Raw genomic sequence first — 18,257 nt, 5'->3', positions numbered from 1 at the left:
GGGTTATTTTAGCCTCTTATCTTGCACCTGAATATATTTCTTTGGTCTGATGATCTGAGAATGTAAGCTTTTCTTTCTTTTTCAGCAAACCCTAATTACAAGCGATCGCATAACGAGGGACAGAATTGCGATCGCCCCACCGAAAAACACCCAACGGTGGATATACTTATTAATTATCAGGGTCATCTACCTCTCAAAACCAGAAATATCTTAGCTAAGGGCATCTACCTTTCTTGTACTGCGTCCGGTGCCTATTCCACCAGGTAATGTGGGGTAGGGAGTGTTAACAGATTTTTGTCATGTTTTATCCTAACGTTTGTCATGTTTTCATGTCAAGGGAAGGGAAACCCCTACCTTAAATGTTCACTAGTAACTATATTGACAAGTGGAAACGTTCGACTTGCCCCGGTGGTACTGGGGCTTTTATTAGAAGACATTGATTTTAGCATCAAAATGCCATTTAGAACCTTACTGGGAATCGGGACGATTTGTGATGCCCAGAATATCGCGTCAAGAATTGCGATCGTGCATTGTTGAACCAGCCGCTGCCAAGGTAATGTATTTTGAGCCGCCAAGTTTAGTAGACGAAATAATTGATGAAGTTGCACAGATGCCGGGAGCATTACCGCTACTTTCTTTTACTTTGAGTAAACTATATCTGAAATATATTCAGAGTTTCAAAGAAGGTAAAAAAAATAATCGGGCAATTACTCAATTTGATTATGAAGAATTAGGGGGAGTGACGCGCAGTCTCACTAAAGCAGCAGATTTTGAATATGACAAGTTAGTTAAACTTGACCCCGCTTATTCTCAAACTATTACAGCACTTCCCGGTGTTATGAGGTACAAGAACCCCACCCCCAACCCCCTCCCCGCAAGCGATGAGGGGGCTATTATGTACCTCATAACAAAGGAATCTGCTGTAAGCACCTAATGCTGCGAATGGTAGCGGTAGGTAGCAGCGATTTGACACGCAGACGTGTGCTATGTAAGGAACTGGAATATCCACAAGCCGAAAATAGACGGGTAAAGCTGGTGATAGAGCGCTTTGTCGCGGCGCGGTTGTTGGTGAAAGGACGCGATATAGAGAATAATGAATATGTAGAGCCGGCTCATGATGCTTTAATGCGAGAATGGCAAAAGCTACTGAACTGGAAAAAACAAGAGTTAGGTCTTTTAGTATTGCAAACAGAGTTAAGACCGATCGCAAATAAATGGGCAACCCAAAAGCATGAGAAAAAGGCTGTTGGTCTTCTATGGAATGACGATCCTCGCTTGCCGTTAGTACAGCAATTACTTAAATCTAATGTTGGCTGGTTGAATTTAACAGAGTTGGAGTTTGTCAAGCGTAGCATCCAAAAAAGACGCAATATGCACTTAAATGCGATCGCTATGATTAGTGCAGTGATGATATTGCTGTCGCAACTTACCGCTTTTGGATTTATTCAACTTCGTTTTTCGATTGTCAATAACAGTGTAGAGGAAATTAGGCGAATTCCGTTAATGAGCAATTGGCAATCTTCTTTCCAGTCTATCTGTCCTCAATTACACAACAACATTATGCAAATACCGCAAATAATAGAGGCAAATATAGCTGAAGATAGATGATTTTCAGATTTGCGATGCTGCCAATAAAGAACGGTTTACACACAAATATTTAGAAAATATTTTTTAATCACTTTAAGTTATAAATATGAATAAAAATAATGTTTGATTTAATTTATCAGCTTGGTTTATAGTGAACACTATGCACTTTACTGATGGCTTCTGTAAAAGCAAAGCCAGTGAATTTAAATGAAGAAATCAATTGTAAAAAAATTAACTTACTGGTTCGTCAGCGCAGTATTTGTAGTATTTGTAGCCGGACTTTCTCTGCTTAACCAGCCTAGCGCTTTAGCTCAATTAGAAACACAATCCATACCTACAGAATCTATACCTACACAACCCATACCTACAATACCTACACAATCCATACCTACACAATCCATAGCTGCTCCAATAGCTCCAATAATATCCCCGGTTGCGTTGCCAATACAGTCTGTAAGCGCAAACATGACACGTTTGTTACAAACTAAAGAATGTGTCGGGTGTAACCTGTATGGAGCAGACCTGAGTTCGGCTAACTTGCAAGGAGCAAACTTGGAAAATGCGAACTTGGCAAATGCAGACTTCGAGAATGCAAATCTGTTAGGAGCAAATCTGTTAGGAGCAAATTTACAGGGAGCAGATTTAGGTAAAGCAAACATAGCAGGAGCAAACCTACAAGGAGCAAACCTGTATGATGCAGACCTAGAGAAGGCAAACCTACAAGGAGTAAATCTGTTAGGAGCAAACTTACAAAAAGCAGACTTGCAGAAAACAAACCTATTAGATGCGAATATACAAGGAGCAAACTTGCTAGGGGCTGATTTGGAAGATGCAATCATACCTCTAGGATTCATCGCTCAATAATAACAAGTACGTAGCTGTAGTTCTAATTCACATTCCCCGTCTATGAAAGCACGGGGATTGTTGTTTTTACCCACTTAGCAAATTATCGCCGATCGCTACATCACCATTACTAATAATTTTGGCTAAAACTCCTGTTTGTGTGTGGTGAAATTGCTTTTTTAATAAACTCAACAGTCCAATATCTCGTTCTCCGGTTTCTGGATGCACTTCTATATTTAAGCAGCGATTAATTCTGTCACTTATCTCAATTCTGGCACTACCAAGTTGCATTTGTTGCCCTACCCAGTCAAATTCTCCCCATGCGGGTACACCTTCTACAACTATATTCGGACGAAAACGCCGCACATCGATTTGTTCTCCGGCTAATTGACTTAAATTATCTATAGTTGCTTGACTAACTAAAGAAATATGCACTGCTTCTCTGTCAGGATAACGAGTTTCACTAAACATCCCTACAAATTTTAAGGGTGCGTGGTTGCGGTTTCTGGCAGCGAGACTGGGGTTAATTCCTGCTAAATAGCCGGTGAAAAATGCCGAAATGCGATCGCGTCCGATTTCTGTTTTGGTATCGCCAACTAATAATTCTACACCTTTACGCTTTACCCTGAGAATACCACTGGCTTCTTCATACTCGCAATTTAAAGCCGCTAAGGAATGCCACTCGTTTTGCATGATGAAGTTGTGCTTATTCATCCACGGCACAATAGTTGAGTCAACATCTATTTCATCTTGCTTGTACATTAACGCAAAAGAGCGATCGCCTGGTATCCCATATCCAACTTTTAAGGTTACGCTTTCTTGTGCTTTGGGTGTTAAACCCTTCACGGGATGGATAAATAACTGCTTAACCTCTGCTTGTTTCATTTATACCTTTCTGTTCGCCTTCTGCAAAAGCTTGCTGATATACTCGTATTTGCTTCAAATCGCTTAATCCAAACATTTCCTGTATCTCCTCGTTTACTGAGGAGGTTATTGTTGTCCAGCTTGTCTTACCTCATCCACGGTTAAACTTAAAGCTTGCGCTATCTGTTCCACAGTCAACCCAGCAGCTAACATTGGTGGTACAGCGAGTAACTTTCCTCTACGTTCTCCTTCCCGTTTTCCTTCCTGTTTACCTTCGTGTTTTCCTTTCTGTTTACCTTCTGCAAAAGCTTGCTGATATACTCGTGTTTGCTTCAAATCGCTTAATCCAAACATTTCCTGTATCTCCTCGATATCCATGCTGGGAAATTTATAAACCAAAATCGTCTCGATTAATTGTAATAATTGTTGCTGTTTCCGTACTGAATCAACTTCTTGCCTGGTTCTCGTAATTAACTCCCTGGCTTCTTGTATTGCCTTATCTTCATTTTCTACCACTAATTTAATCGTAGCAATGCCAATGGGTAGAGATGCGGTTTCCCCTAACTCATCCAAATAAATGCGAGTAACTCTCCCGGAAGCAAAAGACTCGCGGTAGTGCTTGGTTTTTGCGGTGTCGATGCTGCGAGTTGGGTAAATCACCACAGCAAACCAATCATTTTCTGGTTGGTTTTGACGCAGGTATAAATGAACTTCTGTAAACAGCCGTGAGTAAATTTCTGAGTCTGCTTGAAACTGGACTTCGAGAAAATAAATTGGCTTTTCCTCTGTTTCTGGGAGAAATACACCATCGATTCGGAAAGCTGTTTGCTTGACTTCAACTGATGAAAATTCATACCCTGTGGCAGTTTCGGGAGAATTGCCAATTAGTTCAAAAAATATATTGGGGAACTCTTGAAATAGGCGATAAAATATGCTGTCTGTTTTCACGAATCGGAGTATTTAAACGCAGAGTTATTATGACTTTTTAAATTATCATACTTTCAAAACCGCACCTGCAAACGGAGAGATTTTTGTCAAGTGCGATCGCTTTGTGTTTTTCAACTTTGAGAGCGCGATCGCCTGAATATTTCGGCAGACTTTTTTTAATCAGAAGTGGAACTCATAGATTTTTGTTTACCTAGCTGATTTTTCCCGTTATTCCCACCTCCAATACTACGCAAATATGCGCCGCCAATAGTCACTAAAAATACTATATAAGCTCCAGCTTGCACGAGATAAAGATGATCTCTGTAGCCAAATAATGATTTGAGGATAATGCCTGGGAATTGTTCATCAGGCAAGATTTTCGAGGTATTTGCAACCATCGGACCCAAAATGCAAGAATGGACTTTGGTAAAGCGTTCATAATAAAAACAAATACTTTCCGAAGCGCGATCGCTTAATGCCAAAGCAGCAGCAGCTTCATCAAAGCGTTGCAGTGCTGTCACTACCAACCCGGCAACAATAAATACCAAAAAAACGCCCATTACCTGGAAAAATTGCCGAATGTTAATTTTAACACCCCATTTAAATATCAACACACCAACAGCTGCTGCTGCCAGTAAACCGCTAACGGCACCGAAAGCTGGCATAAATCCTTGTTGAAAATTGGCAGCGACAAAGAAAACTGTTTCAAAACCTTCGCGAAGAACGGCAATCAAAATTAACCAAAAAACGCCCCAGCCGGCATTATTATCTGCTTTGAGAGCGCTTGTGACTGCTCCTTCAACAGTAGCTTTCATAAATCTGGCTTGTTTGGTCATCCAGATGAGCATCCAACTGAGCATAGCGATCGCTAATACGCAGAAAAATCCCTCTAGCAAAACCTCTGTCACCGATGCGTATTGGGGATTTGCAGCACTTAGCGCGATCGTTACCCAACTCAACAACACACCTACCAGCGCACTCAGGGCAATACCAACGCCCACACCAGCATACACCCAAGAGTTGAGTTGAGATTGCTTGGCTTTTTTTAACAAAGCAAGCACAATCCCGACAACAAGGGCAGCTTCTACTCCTTCTCGGAGTGTAATTACAAAAGTCGGTAAGGCAGTACTAAAATTCATCGTCTGTTAGTAGTTAGTAGTTAGTAGTTAGTAATTAGTAGGTGCGGTAGAGACGTTCCAGTGGAACGTCTGTACAAAAGTGAGGGGTTTTAATTAATTCCTAACTGATAATTCCTCACTCCTCACTTTTCTTAGCTAAAATCGCGTAACATTTTTTTCAGTTCGAGATTATGCATCTCTTCTTGTCCTATCATATTACGGGCGAATTCTTCTAAATAAATGCTGGCATTAGTTACAGTCTCTAGCAGACTTTTATACAAATCCAGAGCCTTTTTTTCGTGGGATAAGCTTTCTGTCAAAATATCCTTAACTGAATGCTTGTAAGTTTCTTCCATCGGGGCAATTTTGAGGCTGGGGTGTCCATCTAAACCTGTGAGTATTTCTCCCACTTGTTCAGCATGAAGCAGAGACTCGCTAGCTTGCGCTTTGAAAAAACCCACGATAGGAATGCGGTTGGGACCTGTAACCATCAGAGAATAATGAGTGTAGCGGACTACGCCAGCTAGTTCAAATTCCATGATTGCGTTGAGTAAGTCGATGGTCTTTTTGTGGTCAAGGTCTTGCATGAGTCGTTAATTGAAGTGATGTGTAGAGAGTAATCAGTTAAAAATGAGGAGTTAGGAGTATAATTCCTAACTTTTGTAGAGACGTTCCACCGGAACGTCTCTACTGTACTCACTTCTAAGCTAATTTTAAACTCCTCAATTTTGCTATTAAGAATTAAATAAAACTGCTATCGCTGCGCTTGGGTGGTTGATTTATCAATCACGGTTTGAGAATTTTGCTCAATAGTTTTTACTAGTTTGGTAACATCATTGGGGGTTTTCACCGATGTAGCTGGAGGAATAGCCGTGGGCCAAGTTTTTACTAATTCAGCCATACTTGTTTCAATGCCTTTATGTGCTTCGGGAAAGTCTTTCGCCATTTGGCTAGAAATACCTTTGTATAATTCGTTTGCGTAGATGACAAAACCACGAGAATCTTGATATTCTATTGCCGCAGATATTTTGCCGTTAGCGATCGCAGCACCATATTCGGAGTTTGCCGAATCTAATAACTCATTAATCGTCTGTAGTACAAATCCTGGTTTTGAGCGTTGCGCTTCTGGTAAAGCAGCGATCGCACCATCTACTGCTTGCATTGAAGAGGCAAAATCAGTTTTTAGTTTGGCTGCTTTCGGATTCGATTTTACTAAATCTTGCAAACTTACTAAAGTCGTCTTAAATTCTTTGACTTTACGTTCGTTTAGTTGGTCTTCAACATCAACATAAATTTCCTCAACTGGATGTCCTATATGAGGTTCTGCTTGTTTGGGCTGATTTTGATCTAGCAGTTCTTTGGCTACTATAAGATGCCCTTTCATCAATCCCAATTTACTCATATAGTCAACATCTTTTGCTTCACCCGTAAGTACTACCTCTTGAACAGTAACCAAATCTTTAATTTGATTAAACTGCTCTTGATTAATCACCTTTTTGGATACTAATTCGGATGGTGAGGCATAAGGACGATTAGCTTGAATTTTGTTTGATAATGCTGGTATTGCTAGCTTTGCCTCAAACTTATCCAACTCGGACAATATCGCAGTGTTGATATTTATTTGAGCTTTGCTGCCGTGACCGCTGTGACTATTATTACTTACTGCCTCGCTTGTCTGGGGGCTTGAATTGGCAACAGGTGCTGGTGTATTCTCTGCGGTTGGTGTGCTTGCATTACAGGAACTCAGGGAAACTATGGCACAAGCAGCAACAGCCAAAAAAATGTAACGAACCTTGATCATTTTTGCTCCAAAAAACGTTTGAAAGGTATTAATTAAAACTTTGTCAGCTAGCAACAGCACGTTAGTTTGACATTTAGTCGTAGAATTTACTTTGGCATATAATGAGAGTTTTTATCAACTAGTTAAAAAAATTAACTATAATTTAAAGAATTATTATTAATTTAGATTCTGCCCTAACTTCTGGATGCAAAGTATAATACAACACATTTAAATTTATATTGTTGAGTTTAGGAATTTTTCTGAGTTTGAAGTGCGTTTTTACTGTCTGTGACTACTTCAAAATTACCCATGCAGCCGTTTTCGGCGATCGCATCCTGATGCGGATGAAACATATACTTACCCGGATAGCGAAAACTGAATTCTAAAATGTGTCGTTCCGCTACACCCATCGTAATTACATCTGCTTTGTGGGTGGGAGTGAGAGTCATTCCCGTAGGATAAACATTAAAAAAGTTGGCGTGGAGGTGAAAGGTCACTGCTGGATCGAATTCAATAATGTTGAGCACGTACAGCCGAATCAACTGATTTTGGTAAATCTTAATCGGATTATCCATGTAATAATGCGGCAAACCGTTGAAGGCGTAAAACTCATTACGGTTATCATCATTGATGTCATACCCAGCCATAATTAAAACTATTTCATCCGCCGGCGGACGCGGTTTGGGTGGGTCAATGATAAACATTCCGTATAAGCCTTTGGCAATGTGACGGGTTACTGGTTCAATATGGCAATGGTACAAATGAACGCCATAAGGTTCCGCGTCAAATTCATAAATTGTGGCGCTACCGTTGCTAACTGGACGAATACCATCCATTTCTGCCGGGTGGACACCGTGAAAATGCAAAGAGTGAGAATGTCCGGCTTTATTGTGGAACAATACCCGCACGCGATCGCCTTGTTTTGCTCTCAGTGTCGGTCCTGGAATCCGACCATTTAAATCCCAGATGTTGTAAGACACAGCACTATTTAGCTCAATAATAGAAGTCCCCGCTGTTAAACGAAATTCGCGGATAGTGCGTCCATTTTCTTGCTTTACCGTGCCATAATCAAAATTCCGTAGCACCTGCATTGGGTTGGCAGCAGTTGTTGGGGCGAACGCCTCCATCGGTGGTATCTTGACAATTGACTTACTTTGTGCATTCAATATCTGCAAAACCACCGCCGCCCCTGTCACACCCGCGCCAGCTAATCCCAGCTTCAACAGTTGACGGCGACTCCAAAGATTTTCTTTCCCCAGAGCAAAATTGTTAGGCATGGAATTTCCAATTAGCGCCCAAATAAATAAGTTTGCAAATTATTTGCAATTGACCTACTGTATATTATCGAAATCAATAATTTTTGTCAATAATTTTTAACTACTATCACCAATCTGGGAGATTGAAGTTGAGGCGATGTCTGGCGACAAGCCGCTCCTTTGTCTACGCACCCCCAATTTATATCCGCTTAATTGGTTTATTTTACTTTACAGCCTTTGTCGGCATTGCTAATACAGCATCGACGCAAACCACAAGTAAGAACAGAATAAAGACAAACTTACAGCAATCGTGTTGTAAAATTCTGGAAAAGATGTAGAGACGCGACCGGTCGCATCTCTACAAATAATTTAGGTTATAGAGGTACTAAGAGTGTCAAAAATTAGTCTTAAATCAAAACTACTTATTATCGGGGTTCTCAGCTTTTATCTAATAGTCAGCGCATCCGCACCGGCTTACGCAATGCACATTATGGAAGGGTTTTTACCACCGAAATGGGCGATTTTTTGGTGGGTAGTAGCGTTACCATTTTTTGTATTAGGATTGCGATCGCTCACGAACATCACCAAAACCAACCCAGAACTAAAATTACTTTTAGCGCTGTCGGGAGCGTTTACTTTTGTCCTCTCAGCGTTAAAAATGCCTTCAGTCACAGGTAGCTCTTCTCATCCCACAGGAACAGGATTAGGTGCAGTGCTGTTTGGACCTTTAGCAATGTCGGTGCTGGGTAGTTTAGTATTGTTATTTCAAGCCTTACTGTTAGCGCACGGTGGTCTGACAACATTGGGAGCAAATGCTTTTTCGATGGCGATCGCTGGACCATTTGCCGCTTACTGGATATATAATCTCATCATGCGGTTAAGTGGTAAGCAAAAAATCGCCATCTTTTTAGCAGCAGCTTTAGCAGATTTACTCACATACGTGATTACATCCATCCAACTCGCTTTAGCTTTTCCCGCACCAATTGGAGGATTTATCGCTTCATTTATCAAGTTTGCCGGAATTTTTGCGATAACTCAAATTCCTTTAGCAATTAGTGAAGGATTGCTAACAGTGCTGGTATGGAACTGGTTACAATCTTACACCCCACAAGAATTGGAACTGTTGAAATTAATCAAACACGAAAGCCAAGCTTAATCAAAATAAAATTGCATAAATTCCGAAAACCTCAGCGTTCCTTTGCGTTTAAATCTATATAAAAAATGACAAATCCCAATTCCAAATTGCAAAACTGGCTGTTAGTACTTGCAGTATTAAGTTTAGCGATCGCACCATTAATATTTGTGCGTGGTGGTGAATTTGCTGGTTCAGATGACAAAGCCGAAAAAGCGATTACCGAAGTACAACCCGGATATCAACCTTGGTTTAAATCACTATTTGAACCACCTAGTGGTGAAGTAGAAAGCTTATTATTTTCGTCTCAAGCTGCTTTGGGTGCTGGTGTAATTGGTTATGTAATTGGTTTATATAAAGGACGTTCCCAACAGCAAAAAAATAATAATGAACATTCAGATTGACACGCTAGCTTATACTAATAAGTTGCGGTGGTTAGCTCCAGAGCAGAAATTATTGTTAGCGATCGCTCTATTAATTATCATTGCCTTTGCTCATCCACAAATACAAATTTTGATTGCTATCTGGATGAGCATTTGGACTGTTGTTTATGCTGGCATTCCTGCCAAAACCTATCTGAAATTACTTTATCTTGCTACTTTCTTCTGGTTAACTAGTTTACCAGCTTTAGCCATCAACGTCATAAATATTTCTCATCTAGATTTAGTTCAAAATGACTCAATAAAAGGGTTGACTATTGGCGGTTATTATGTATATTTAAGTTTGATGGGAATAGAGCAAGGATTGACAATTTTAACAAGAGCGATCGCATCTCTTTCCTGCTTATATTTTGTCATGTTAACCATCCCTTTTACTGAACTTTTACAAACTTTGCGACGTGTTGGTTTTCCCGTGCTTTTAACAGACCTTTTATTACTAATGTATCGTTTTATTTTCGTTCTGTTAAATGCCGCAGCCGAGTTATGGACTGCTCAACAATCTCGTGGTGGTTATCGCACTTTTTCTACAAGTATGAAAAGTTTAGCTTTATTAATTGGGCAATTACTCAAGCGTACCATAGAAAACTATCGTCAAGTCTCCTTAAGTTTAGAATCACGCGGATTTAATGGAGAATTTAGAGTTTGGCATCCCAACCGATATCATCACTCACAGCGGTATGCGATCGAAGCAATTTTTGGTTGTACCTTATTAATAATATTAGAATGCAGTATATTAAAAAGTTAGATCCCCGACTTCTTAAAGAAGTCGGGGATCTGAACACCGCAAATTTTCACAACTCAAATAGGATTGCTATATCTCTTTTCTAACTGGAGCATCCTAATTTTGTCACCAACACCCTAGAAGGGTGCGGCTATACGAACGAAGGCTGCCTACGCAGCCTTCCAAAATTTTAGACCGCGCAGGCGGTCTTTGTTCGTATAGCCCCAGGCTTCTAGCCTGCGGGGTTCTGCGGTCGTCTGCGTGCCTTTATTTTAATATTATATTATGCAGCAATATTTACTTGAATTTGAACAAGTACATTACACATATCCGAGCGCACAAGAACCCGCACTCAATAATTTAACACTACAAATACCCGCGAATAAAAGATGTGCCTTAATTGGTCAAAATGGTTGCGGAAAAACTACATTATTCTTATTAGCCAACGGTCTATACAAACCTCGCAAAGGTCATGTAAAATGGCAAGGTGAGGCACTAAAATATGACCGAAAATATTTACTACAATTACGCCAAAAAGTCGGACTTATATTTCAAGATCCAGAGCAACAACTTGTAGCTTCCACCGTTGAAGAAGATATATCTTACGGATTATGTAACTTAGGGTTGCCAGACACAGAAATTAAACAACGAGTCGAACAAGCATTAGATGAATTTGGATTAACTACTCTAGCAGAAAGACCAGTACATCATCTGAGTTTAGGGCAAAAAAAGCGAGTTTCCATTGCAGATGTAATGGTGCTACGACCTCAACTGTTGTTATTAGATGAACCTACAGCTTATTTAGACCGATTGCATACTCGTAACCTCATGGCAACTCTCAAAAAGATTCATGCATCTGGGACAACAATACTCATGGCAACTCATGACCTAGATTTAGTTTATCGCTGGGCAGACTGGATTTTTGTCATGGATAAAGGGCAACTCGTATTGCAAGGTAAACCAGAAGATGTGTTTAAACAACGTCAAATTATGGAAGATTTACAGTTAGGAGTACCGCTGATCTATGAGATATTATTTTCTGAAGAATTGGCAGAAGAACCTGTTTTTGAAAGGGTAAGGCAAAAAATCTTGAATTTATTTCGTTATTTTTAATGTTAGTGGTTTTGGTTACACGCTCAGGAATTACGCAAGAAATCGCCAAAATATTGAATTTACCTGACATCAAACGGCGCTTATTCAAGTTAAAATAATTGCTTTCCACTCGTGCGTAGACGTGTAACGGCTTGTCGTTAGACATCGCACTCTTTTCAGCATCAGTCAGAGTCGGTAAATTCTCTGTCCATTCTCTAAAAAAGCTGGTGTCTGTAACAAGTTGCAAACCAAATTTTTCTTCTAATTCCTAAAGACTAATATCTCTAGCTGGAATTGTTTTAACCATAATCTAACATCCTAAATGGTGTTGCCACGCCAACTTCCCAGCACCCACTATCCCAGCAGAATTACCCAACTCTGCTGGCAATATTTGTAACCCAACGCGAGAAGTAGACAGCACCCGTCGCTCAATTTCTGCCTGAAGAGTTGGCAAGAAAAACTCAAAACTGGCACTAACACCACCACCAAGAACGATCGCCTGGGGTGTCAATACATATACCAAACTACTCAAACCAGCGCCTAAATCTTTACCATAATTTTGCCAAAAAGTCAACGCTTCAGCATCTCCTGCTTGTGCTAAAGCCCCTAATTCCGCTGGTTCTTTCCCAGTGCGGCGACGAATTGCCACGACGGAAGTATACTGCTCCAAAGAGCCTTGATTACCGCTATTACACATCGGACCATCGGGATTTAAGGTAATTAAACCCAACTCTCCAGCGGCTCCTAAATGCCCAACAAACAATTTACCATCAAGAATAACCGCCCCACCAACGCCAGTTCCCAAAGTTAGCAAAATCAGGTTTTGAAAATGGCGACCGGCACCTAACCAAGCTTCTCCCAACCCCGCACAATTAGCATCATTAGCGAGAATAGTTGGTTTGCCAGTTTTCGCTTCCAACCAATCAGCTAAGGGGACATCATGCCATCCTGTAAGGTTGATGGCAACTTTGGCAATGCGTCCAGTGGCATCCGCAGGACCGGGAGTACCGACACCGATCGCCATGCTAAGATTATCTGGGTCAAGTTGAGCGATCGCGTCCACCATGACTGTCATAACTGCCTCTGGTGTCGCCGGTTGGGGAGTTGCCACAGTCAAAGATTGTAAGCAATCACCATCAGCGGTAAATCGCCCCAACTTAATCGCTGTTCCCCCCAAATCAATGCCGATTACTTGAGAATTCACCACATTAAACCCAAAAGCGCAAATTTTCAGCATTCAAAGGCATCTTAACGCCTTTAGGACTTAGCGCGAAAATCTTCTAATTCCGTCTGCTTCGGTGCAGCGCTGAATGCAGCCACAGTCAAGGGACGAAAATTAGATTGAGCCTGGAAAGATGTTACCGGCGCACCCCGTAAGATACCTGTAAGAGCGACAGAAAGCATAAATCCACCAGTAGCAGCCACAATTAAAGAAAGGTTATCTTTCACACAAATCTCTCAGTTAGAAAATACAACAGATTATAGACTAACAAACTAAGTTGGGCATTGGGCAATGGGCAATGGGCATTGGGCATTGGGCATTGGTAATAATTCTTTCCCCTTTTCCTTTTCCCTTTTCCCCCTCTTGAAATTCCCACCATCCACTAAGATTGTATAGACGCGATTAATCGCGTCTCTATCCACCAACTACTATCCAATTCAAACTACTTCCGGATACTATTTTCTTTCCGTAAGCGGGGATTGACAAATTCATTTAAACCCTCACCTAGCAGCGACAACCCAACCACCATTAAAGTCATTGCCAAACCAGGAAAAAGCGTAGTCCACCAAATACCGGTAGGTAGTGCTTCTAAAGCTTGTTTTAAATCGTGTCCCCATTCTGCCACTTCTTCGGGAAGTCCTAGCCCCAAAAAGCCCAAACCTCCCAACACCAAAATTGCATCGGCAGCGTTGAGGGTAAAAAGTACGGGTACGCTTTGAATTACGTTGAAAAATAAATATCGTGAAAGAACTTGCCAAGTGTTGGCACCCATTGCTTGGGCAGCTTCGATAAAGACTTCAGTTTTCACGCTGACTGTGTGGTTGCGGACAACGCGGTAATATTGGGGGATGTAAGCAATACTAATTGCGATCGCTGCATTTAATATTCCCCTTCCCACCACAAACGCCAGCGTTACGGAAAGCAATAACCCCGGCAAGGTATAAATGCTATCCATGATAAACAGCAAAACTTTATCCAATCTACCCCCCAGATATCCACTCAGCATCCCTAAAGGCACCCCTATAAACATACTAAGTGAGGTAGCCAAGATAACCACTTGCAAAGCAGCTTGAACGCCGAAAATAGTCCGCGAGAACACATCATAGCCCAAGCGACTAGTGCCAAACCAATGTTTTCCTGAGGGTGGCTCGTGAATCGGGTTAGCGAGGAAATCTGTAGGATCTTGCAGCCATCCCCAAGCTTGAAATACAGGTGCGAAAAAAGCCAGGAAGACGAAAAACAAAGTCATAGCTATCCCAATCAGCATTAATTGCTGTGATAAATTGGGATTTTTGGCAAAACTAAAAAATCTGGGTAGTGGTTTTTTGATAACGGTCATGAGCGATCGCAAGTCCGAAGAGCAAGATACGCTGACTATTGTACTAGTAGGAATTGGGTACTGGGGACAAGGAGACAAGGAGACAAGGAGACAAGGAGACAATTTCTTTTTATTACCTATTCCCCATGCCCAATGCCCCATGCCCATTGCCCAATGCCCAATGCCCAATGCCCTTACAAATTACTTTCAATCAACTTGCGATATTCGGTTTTTTGCTTGACGCCTTTAACTTCGTTGATCAGTTCCTTATTTTTAAACAGTTGAATGGTCGGTGTTCCTGTCACGTTAGCATTTGCGGCTATATCGCGGTCTTTATCGATGTCAATTTCGACAAAGTGGATTTTACCATCAAATTCATCCACTACTTTATTTAAGATTGGTTTGAGGGTATGACAAGGACCACAGCCAGGAGAAACGTATTTGACAAGGATTAAGCGATCGCTATCGTGGAACAACTTCCGTAAAGCATAACCCCCTTCATGGCGCGTCGCATTTAAATCAAATTCTTCTGGAGTTACTTTCTTCTCAGTTGCTTGATCTTCTAATTCATTATCTGAAGTTTCCGCTTTTTGATGAAATTCTGAAATCAAACCAGCGGAAGACAACCAGCGTTCAGCCAACATTGCCGCCATACAGCCGGTACCCGCAGCCGTAATTGCTTGACGAAACTCATGATCTTGCACGTCACCAGCCGCAAATACGCCTTCTACACTCGTTTCTACAGAACCGTGTTTGGTGACAACGTAACCCACTTCATCCAGTTCTATTTGTCCTTCAAACAAGGATGTATTAGGCTTGTGACCAACGGCGTAAAATAAACCCTTAACGCGCAGTTGACTTTCTTCGCCGGTTTTGCTGTTGCGGATTTTTACTCCTTCCATGTTACCGTTACCGAAGATATCTACAGCTTCGGTGTTCCAATGTACCTGGATTTTCGGATTATTCAAAACGCGGTCTTGCATCGCTTTGGAGGCACGCATTTTCTCAGTGCGTACCAGCATATCTACCTTTGAGGCATATTTCGTCAGGTAAATCGCTTCTTCTGCTGCCGTGTCACCAGCACCAATTACAGCCAATTCCGCACCCTGGAAAATCGGTGTAGCACCATCACAGATAGCACAAGCGGAAATACCCCGATTCCAAAATTCATGTTCGCTGGGTAAACCCAAACGCTTGGCTGTGGCACCTGTGGCAATAATAATACTGTGGGTTTTAAATTCCCGTTCTTCCGATCGCACTGTAAAAGGACGCTGACTCAAATCAACTGAGATCACATCCTCAGTATATAACTCGGCTCCCCAACGCTCCGCCTGAGCCTTCATTTGATCCATCAGTTCGGGTCCTGTAATCCCTCGCGCAAACCCCGGAAAGTTCTCAACTTCAGTCGTTGTCATCAACTGTCCACCAGGTAATCCCCCGGCTTGGAAGCCTTCAAATACAACGGGTTTCAAGTTAGCCCGTCCCGCATAAATAGCCGCTGTGTATCCAGCCGGACCAGAACCGATAATTACCAAGTTTTCTACTGTAGGGTTAGTCATATTCTTATATAAACTCATAACGACTACGTTTAATATAGCATAAATTAAAGCGTGGCAACAAAGCTGAAGAATTGTGAATACCGCTCTTTTATTACTCTTCCCAAAGGAAATTTGAAACCCTATTTTCAGGTTAGTCCGCGTAGGCGGACTTTGCCTGTGTAGCCGCGACTTCCAGTCGCCTCGATTATTCTTTCTCCAGACTCATAAAAGAGCGCTACTGGACGATCGCCTCATACAACCGCCAAAATAGCATTTTGGCATAACTAGGAAAAATTCATCAATGGAAAACCAAACATCGGAGTTACGAGAAAAAATTCGCCAGCATTTTAACCAGATTCCATACCCGAATAATCCTGTAGAAACATCACCTAAAAATGACTTAAATTTACTCTATGTTTATAACATAAAAACGCCCTTCTATATTAGAAATCAAACAATTATAGATACTAAAGGCAAAGTAATTTTAGATGCAGGTTGTGGTTCAGGGTATACATCTTTGGCTTTAGCAGAAGCAAATCCGGAAGCGAAAATTGTGGGAATTGATTTATCAGAAGAATCGGTAAAATTAGCTTACCAGCGCTTACAGTATCATGGCTTCCATAACGCCGAATTTTATCCTCTTTCCATAGAAGATATACCTAAACTAGGGCTGGAGTTTGATTATATTAACTGTGACGAAACCCTTTATTTATTGCCCGATCCAGTTTTAGGGTTACAACTAATGAAGTCTGTGTTGAAACCCGATGGAATTATTCATACTAACCTTCACAGTTATCGGCAGCGGTTTTACTTTTACCAAGCTCAGGAACTGTGTCAAACAATGGGATTGTTGGATGGCTCTCCTGGTGAATTTGAGGCAGAATTACTTAGAGACATGATGAGAGCTTTAAGAGATGATGTAATTTTAAAGCAAAAAACCTGGGATGATGAATTTGATAATGCACCAGCTTCAGCATTGTTCAATCATTTATTGCAAGGAGATAAAGGTCATACTGTCAAAGAAATGTTTGCGGCTTTAAAAGCAGCTGATTTAGAGTTTATGAGTATGGTGGAGTGGCAACACTGGGAATTAATGGATTTGTTCAAAAATCGCGATGATTTGCCAATATTTATCGCCATGAGCTTACCAGAACTTTCAGTAGAAGAACAGCTGCATTTAGTTGAATTGTTGCATCCTACTCAACGTTTACTAGATTTTTGGTGTGGTCATCCTCACGAAAGTAAAACGTTTGTACCAGTTTATGAGTGGACATTAAATGACTGGCTGATGGCAAGAGTACATCTCCATCCCCAATTAAAAACACCTGAGATCCAAAAGGATTTGATCGACTGCATTACTCAAGAGCGATCGTGGTCTGTTGGTAACTATATTAATCTTCCCATCAAAGCGCCTGTAGAGATAGATAGCGCGATCGCAGCTTGTTTACTACCGCTATGGGAAGGAGAACAGCCTTTCACCTCCTTAGTGGAACGCTGGCTGTTGATTAAACCACGGGATATTGTCAGCTTAGAACCGATAAGTTACCAAAAAGCTTGTAATGAAGTTCAAAACCTCTTGTATAGGCTAGAAGTCTTTTTATACGTGCTTTTAGAGCAGGTTGGATAAAAATTGTGTACTGTCAAGATAAAAATGACGGGTTGTAGAGACGCGAAATTTCGCGTCTCTGAGCGGGTTTTGCATGTACACATACCCTCAAAATAAAATTGACAGACACTACTTTGCCAAAAGATTTTTCCCAAGGTGATATGAAAGCGATAAAAGTGGGCAAGTTATATCTAGAACTCACCAATCTAAATTAAACACCCCACTTTAAGGAAAAACCCATGCTTAAGCCAGAACTACAAGCCAAATTTCTGCAACACATCAACGGTAAGAAAAAAGACGATGAAGGTTTTACTCTTATTGAATTACTAGTAGTTGTAATTATTATCGGTATCTTGGCAGCGATCGCTTTACCATCGCTACTCGGTCAGGTGAGCAAAGCTAAACAGTCTGAAGCTAAGAACAACATCGGTTCTGTTAACCGCGCTCAACAGGCATTCTTTTTGGAAAACCAAATTTTTGCTACCACTCTTTCAGCTTTGCAAGCAGGTATTAAGAGCCAAACTGATAACTTCAGCTATGCGATCGTTGGTGCAGCTGCTACTGCTGGTTCTTATGTACAAATTAATGGTGTAGCGAGGAAAACTGCTTTGAAATCCTACTATGGTACAACTTATACAGCTATTGGAGACGCTGCTACTTCTGAAGCACTAACGTTAGCAGTTGCTTGTGAGTCTATTGCCCCAGCTACAAGCGTTGCTAGTATAGCTAGTGCTGCTGCTGCTACCGGCTGTCAAACTAATTTTACTTCATTAGCGAAGTAAGTACAAACCAGTCAGAGAAAACCGAAATTTT

21 protein-coding genes are annotated in these 18,257 nt (G+C 41.2%); 10 read left to right on the top strand and 11 right to left on the bottom strand.

Features of this window, described 5'->3' with window-relative positions; genetic code table 11:
* Positions 1-436: 436 nt before the first annotated feature.
* From TOL9009_RS47175 to TOL9009_RS0111215, 3 genes are all read left to right on the top strand, one after another.
* Positions 437-934: an nSTAND1 domain-containing NTPase gene (locus tag TOL9009_RS47175; protein WP_398344425.1), complete on the top strand. Its 498-nt coding sequence runs from the start codon at positions 437-439 to the stop codon at positions 932-934.
* Positions 934-1,608, top strand: a complete 675-nt coding sequence (locus TOL9009_RS42120) for an nSTAND1 domain-containing NTPase (RefSeq protein WP_029632886.1) — start codon at positions 934-936, stop codon at positions 1,606-1,608. The genes TOL9009_RS47175 and TOL9009_RS42120 overlap by 1 nt, the downstream gene beginning before the upstream one ends.
* Before the next feature lie 186 nt (positions 1,609-1,794).
* Positions 1,795-2,451: a pentapeptide repeat-containing protein gene (locus TOL9009_RS0111215; protein WP_029632885.1), complete on the top strand. Its 657-nt coding sequence runs from the start codon at positions 1,795-1,797 to the stop codon at positions 2,449-2,451.
* Positions 2,452-2,517: 66 nt separating this feature from the next.
* On the opposite strand, the gene TOL9009_RS0111210 is transcribed toward TOL9009_RS0111215, so the two are convergent.
* The 6 genes from TOL9009_RS0111210 to TOL9009_RS0111180 form a co-directional block, all read right to left on the bottom strand.
* Positions 2,518-3,315, bottom strand: a complete 798-nt coding sequence (locus TOL9009_RS0111210) for an MOSC domain-containing protein (protein ID WP_029632884.1) — start codon at positions 3,313-3,315, stop codon at positions 2,518-2,520.
* Positions 3,316-3,420: 105 nt separating this feature from the next.
* Entirely contained in the window at positions 3,421-4,242 is an 822-nt protein-coding gene (locus TOL9009_RS0111200) for an Rpn family recombination-promoting nuclease/putative transposase (protein ID WP_029632883.1), read from the bottom strand.
* Between the two features lie 155 nt (positions 4,243-4,397).
* Entirely contained in the window at positions 4,398-5,360 is a 963-nt protein-coding gene (locus TOL9009_RS0111195) for an FTR1 family iron permease (RefSeq protein ID WP_029632882.1), read from the bottom strand.
* A 131-nt stretch (positions 5,361-5,491) separates the two neighbouring features.
* Complete coding sequence (locus tag TOL9009_RS0111190) at positions 5,492-5,926, bottom strand: ferritin-like domain-containing protein (RefSeq protein ID WP_029632881.1); 435 nt, start codon at positions 5,924-5,926, stop codon at positions 5,492-5,494.
* A 167-nt stretch (positions 5,927-6,093) separates the two neighbouring features.
* Positions 6,094-7,140, bottom strand: coding sequence for a helix-hairpin-helix domain-containing protein (locus tag TOL9009_RS0111185; RefSeq protein WP_029632880.1), 1,047 nt, complete (start codon positions 7,138-7,140; stop codon positions 6,094-6,096).
* Positions 7,141-7,367: 227 nt separating this feature from the next.
* Positions 7,368-8,396 carry a multicopper oxidase domain-containing protein gene (locus TOL9009_RS0111180; protein ID WP_029632879.1) on the bottom strand — a complete coding sequence of 343 codons (1,029 nt, stop codon included), beginning with the start codon at positions 8,394-8,396 and terminating at the stop codon, positions 7,368-7,370.
* A gap of 460 nt (positions 8,397-8,856) precedes the next feature.
* Here TOL9009_RS0111180 and TOL9009_RS0111170 point away from each other — a divergent pair, with 460 nt between their 5' ends.
* The 4 genes from TOL9009_RS0111170 (at position 8,857) to TOL9009_RS0111155 (ending at position 11,781) form a co-directional block, all read left to right on the top strand.
* Complete coding sequence (locus TOL9009_RS0111170) at positions 8,857-9,531, top strand: energy-coupling factor ABC transporter permease (RefSeq protein WP_038296939.1); 675 nt, start codon at positions 8,857-8,859, stop codon at positions 9,529-9,531.
* Positions 9,532-9,596: 65 nt separating this feature from the next.
* Entirely contained in the window at positions 9,597-9,911 is a 315-nt protein-coding gene (locus TOL9009_RS0111165) for an energy-coupling factor ABC transporter substrate-binding protein (protein ID WP_029632877.1), read from the top strand.
* The gene (gene cbiQ, locus TOL9009_RS0111160) at positions 9,895-10,692 is read left to right on the top strand and encodes a cobalt ECF transporter T component CbiQ (protein ID WP_029632876.1); all 798 of its coding nucleotides are present in this window, start codon (positions 9,895-9,897) and stop codon (positions 10,690-10,692) included. Before TOL9009_RS0111165 ends, cbiQ begins: the two co-directional genes overlap by 17 nt.
* A gap of 261 nt (positions 10,693-10,953) precedes the next feature.
* A complete protein-coding gene (locus tag TOL9009_RS0111155) occupies positions 10,954-11,781 on the top strand; it encodes an energy-coupling factor ABC transporter ATP-binding protein (protein WP_029632875.1) in 828 nt (275 codons plus the stop codon).
* A gap of 289 nt (positions 11,782-12,070) precedes the next feature.
* Here the strand turns inward: TOL9009_RS0111155 and TOL9009_RS0111145 are convergent, their stop codons facing one another.
* From TOL9009_RS0111145 to TOL9009_RS0111135, 4 genes are read right to left on the bottom strand one after another with little or no spacing between them, the layout of a single operon-like run.
* Complete coding sequence (locus tag TOL9009_RS0111145; RefSeq protein WP_186227534.1) at positions 12,071-12,997, bottom strand: ROK family protein; 927 nt, start codon at positions 12,995-12,997, stop codon at positions 12,071-12,073.
* Positions 12,998-13,017: 20 nt separating this feature from the next.
* On the bottom strand, positions 13,018-13,209 hold the full coding sequence (locus TOL9009_RS0111140) for a hypothetical protein (RefSeq protein ID WP_029632873.1): 192 nt from the start codon (positions 13,207-13,209) through the stop codon (positions 13,018-13,020).
* Positions 13,210-13,254: 45 nt separating this feature from the next.
* Positions 13,255-13,404, bottom strand: a complete 150-nt coding sequence (locus tag TOL9009_RS47170; RefSeq protein WP_186227533.1) for a hypothetical protein — start codon at positions 13,402-13,404, stop codon at positions 13,255-13,257.
* Positions 13,405-13,424: 20 nt separating this feature from the next.
* The gene (locus TOL9009_RS0111135; RefSeq protein ID WP_029632872.1) at positions 13,425-14,321 is read right to left on the bottom strand and encodes an ABC transporter permease; all 897 of its coding nucleotides are present in this window, start codon (positions 14,319-14,321) and stop codon (positions 13,425-13,427) included.
* On the opposite strand from TOL9009_RS0111135, the gene TOL9009_RS45460 reads away from it, so the two are divergent.
* Positions 14,275-14,541, top strand: coding sequence for a hypothetical protein (locus tag TOL9009_RS45460; protein WP_186227710.1), 267 nt, complete (start codon positions 14,275-14,277; stop codon positions 14,539-14,541). The genes TOL9009_RS0111135 and TOL9009_RS45460 overlap by 47 nt on opposite strands.
* On the opposite strand, the gene trxB is transcribed toward TOL9009_RS45460, so the two are convergent.
* Complete coding sequence (gene trxB, locus TOL9009_RS0111130; RefSeq protein ID WP_029632871.1) at positions 14,495-15,859, bottom strand: thioredoxin-disulfide reductase; 1,365 nt, start codon at positions 15,857-15,859, stop codon at positions 14,495-14,497. The genes TOL9009_RS45460 and trxB overlap by 47 nt on opposite strands.
* A gap of 280 nt (positions 15,860-16,139) precedes the next feature.
* Here trxB and TOL9009_RS0111125 point away from each other — a divergent pair, with 280 nt between their 5' ends.
* On the top strand, positions 16,140-17,465 hold the full coding sequence (locus TOL9009_RS0111125) for a class I SAM-dependent methyltransferase (protein ID WP_029632870.1): 1,326 nt from the start codon (positions 16,140-16,142) through the stop codon (positions 17,463-17,465).
* Positions 17,466-17,683: 218 nt separating this feature from the next.
* On the top strand, positions 17,684-18,226 hold the full coding sequence (locus TOL9009_RS0111120; protein WP_029632869.1) for a type IV pilin-like G/H family protein: 543 nt from the start codon (positions 17,684-17,686) through the stop codon (positions 18,224-18,226).
* Positions 18,227-18,257: the final 31 nt, after the last annotated feature.

This window comes from [Scytonema hofmanni] UTEX 2349 (assembly GCF_000582685.1).
Lineage (GTDB): Bacteria > Cyanobacteriota > Cyanobacteriia > Cyanobacteriales > Nostocaceae > Hassallia > Hassallia hofmanni.
The sequence above is the reverse complement of the archived record's forward strand: the minus strand, read 5'-3'. Positions and strand labels throughout refer to the sequence as shown.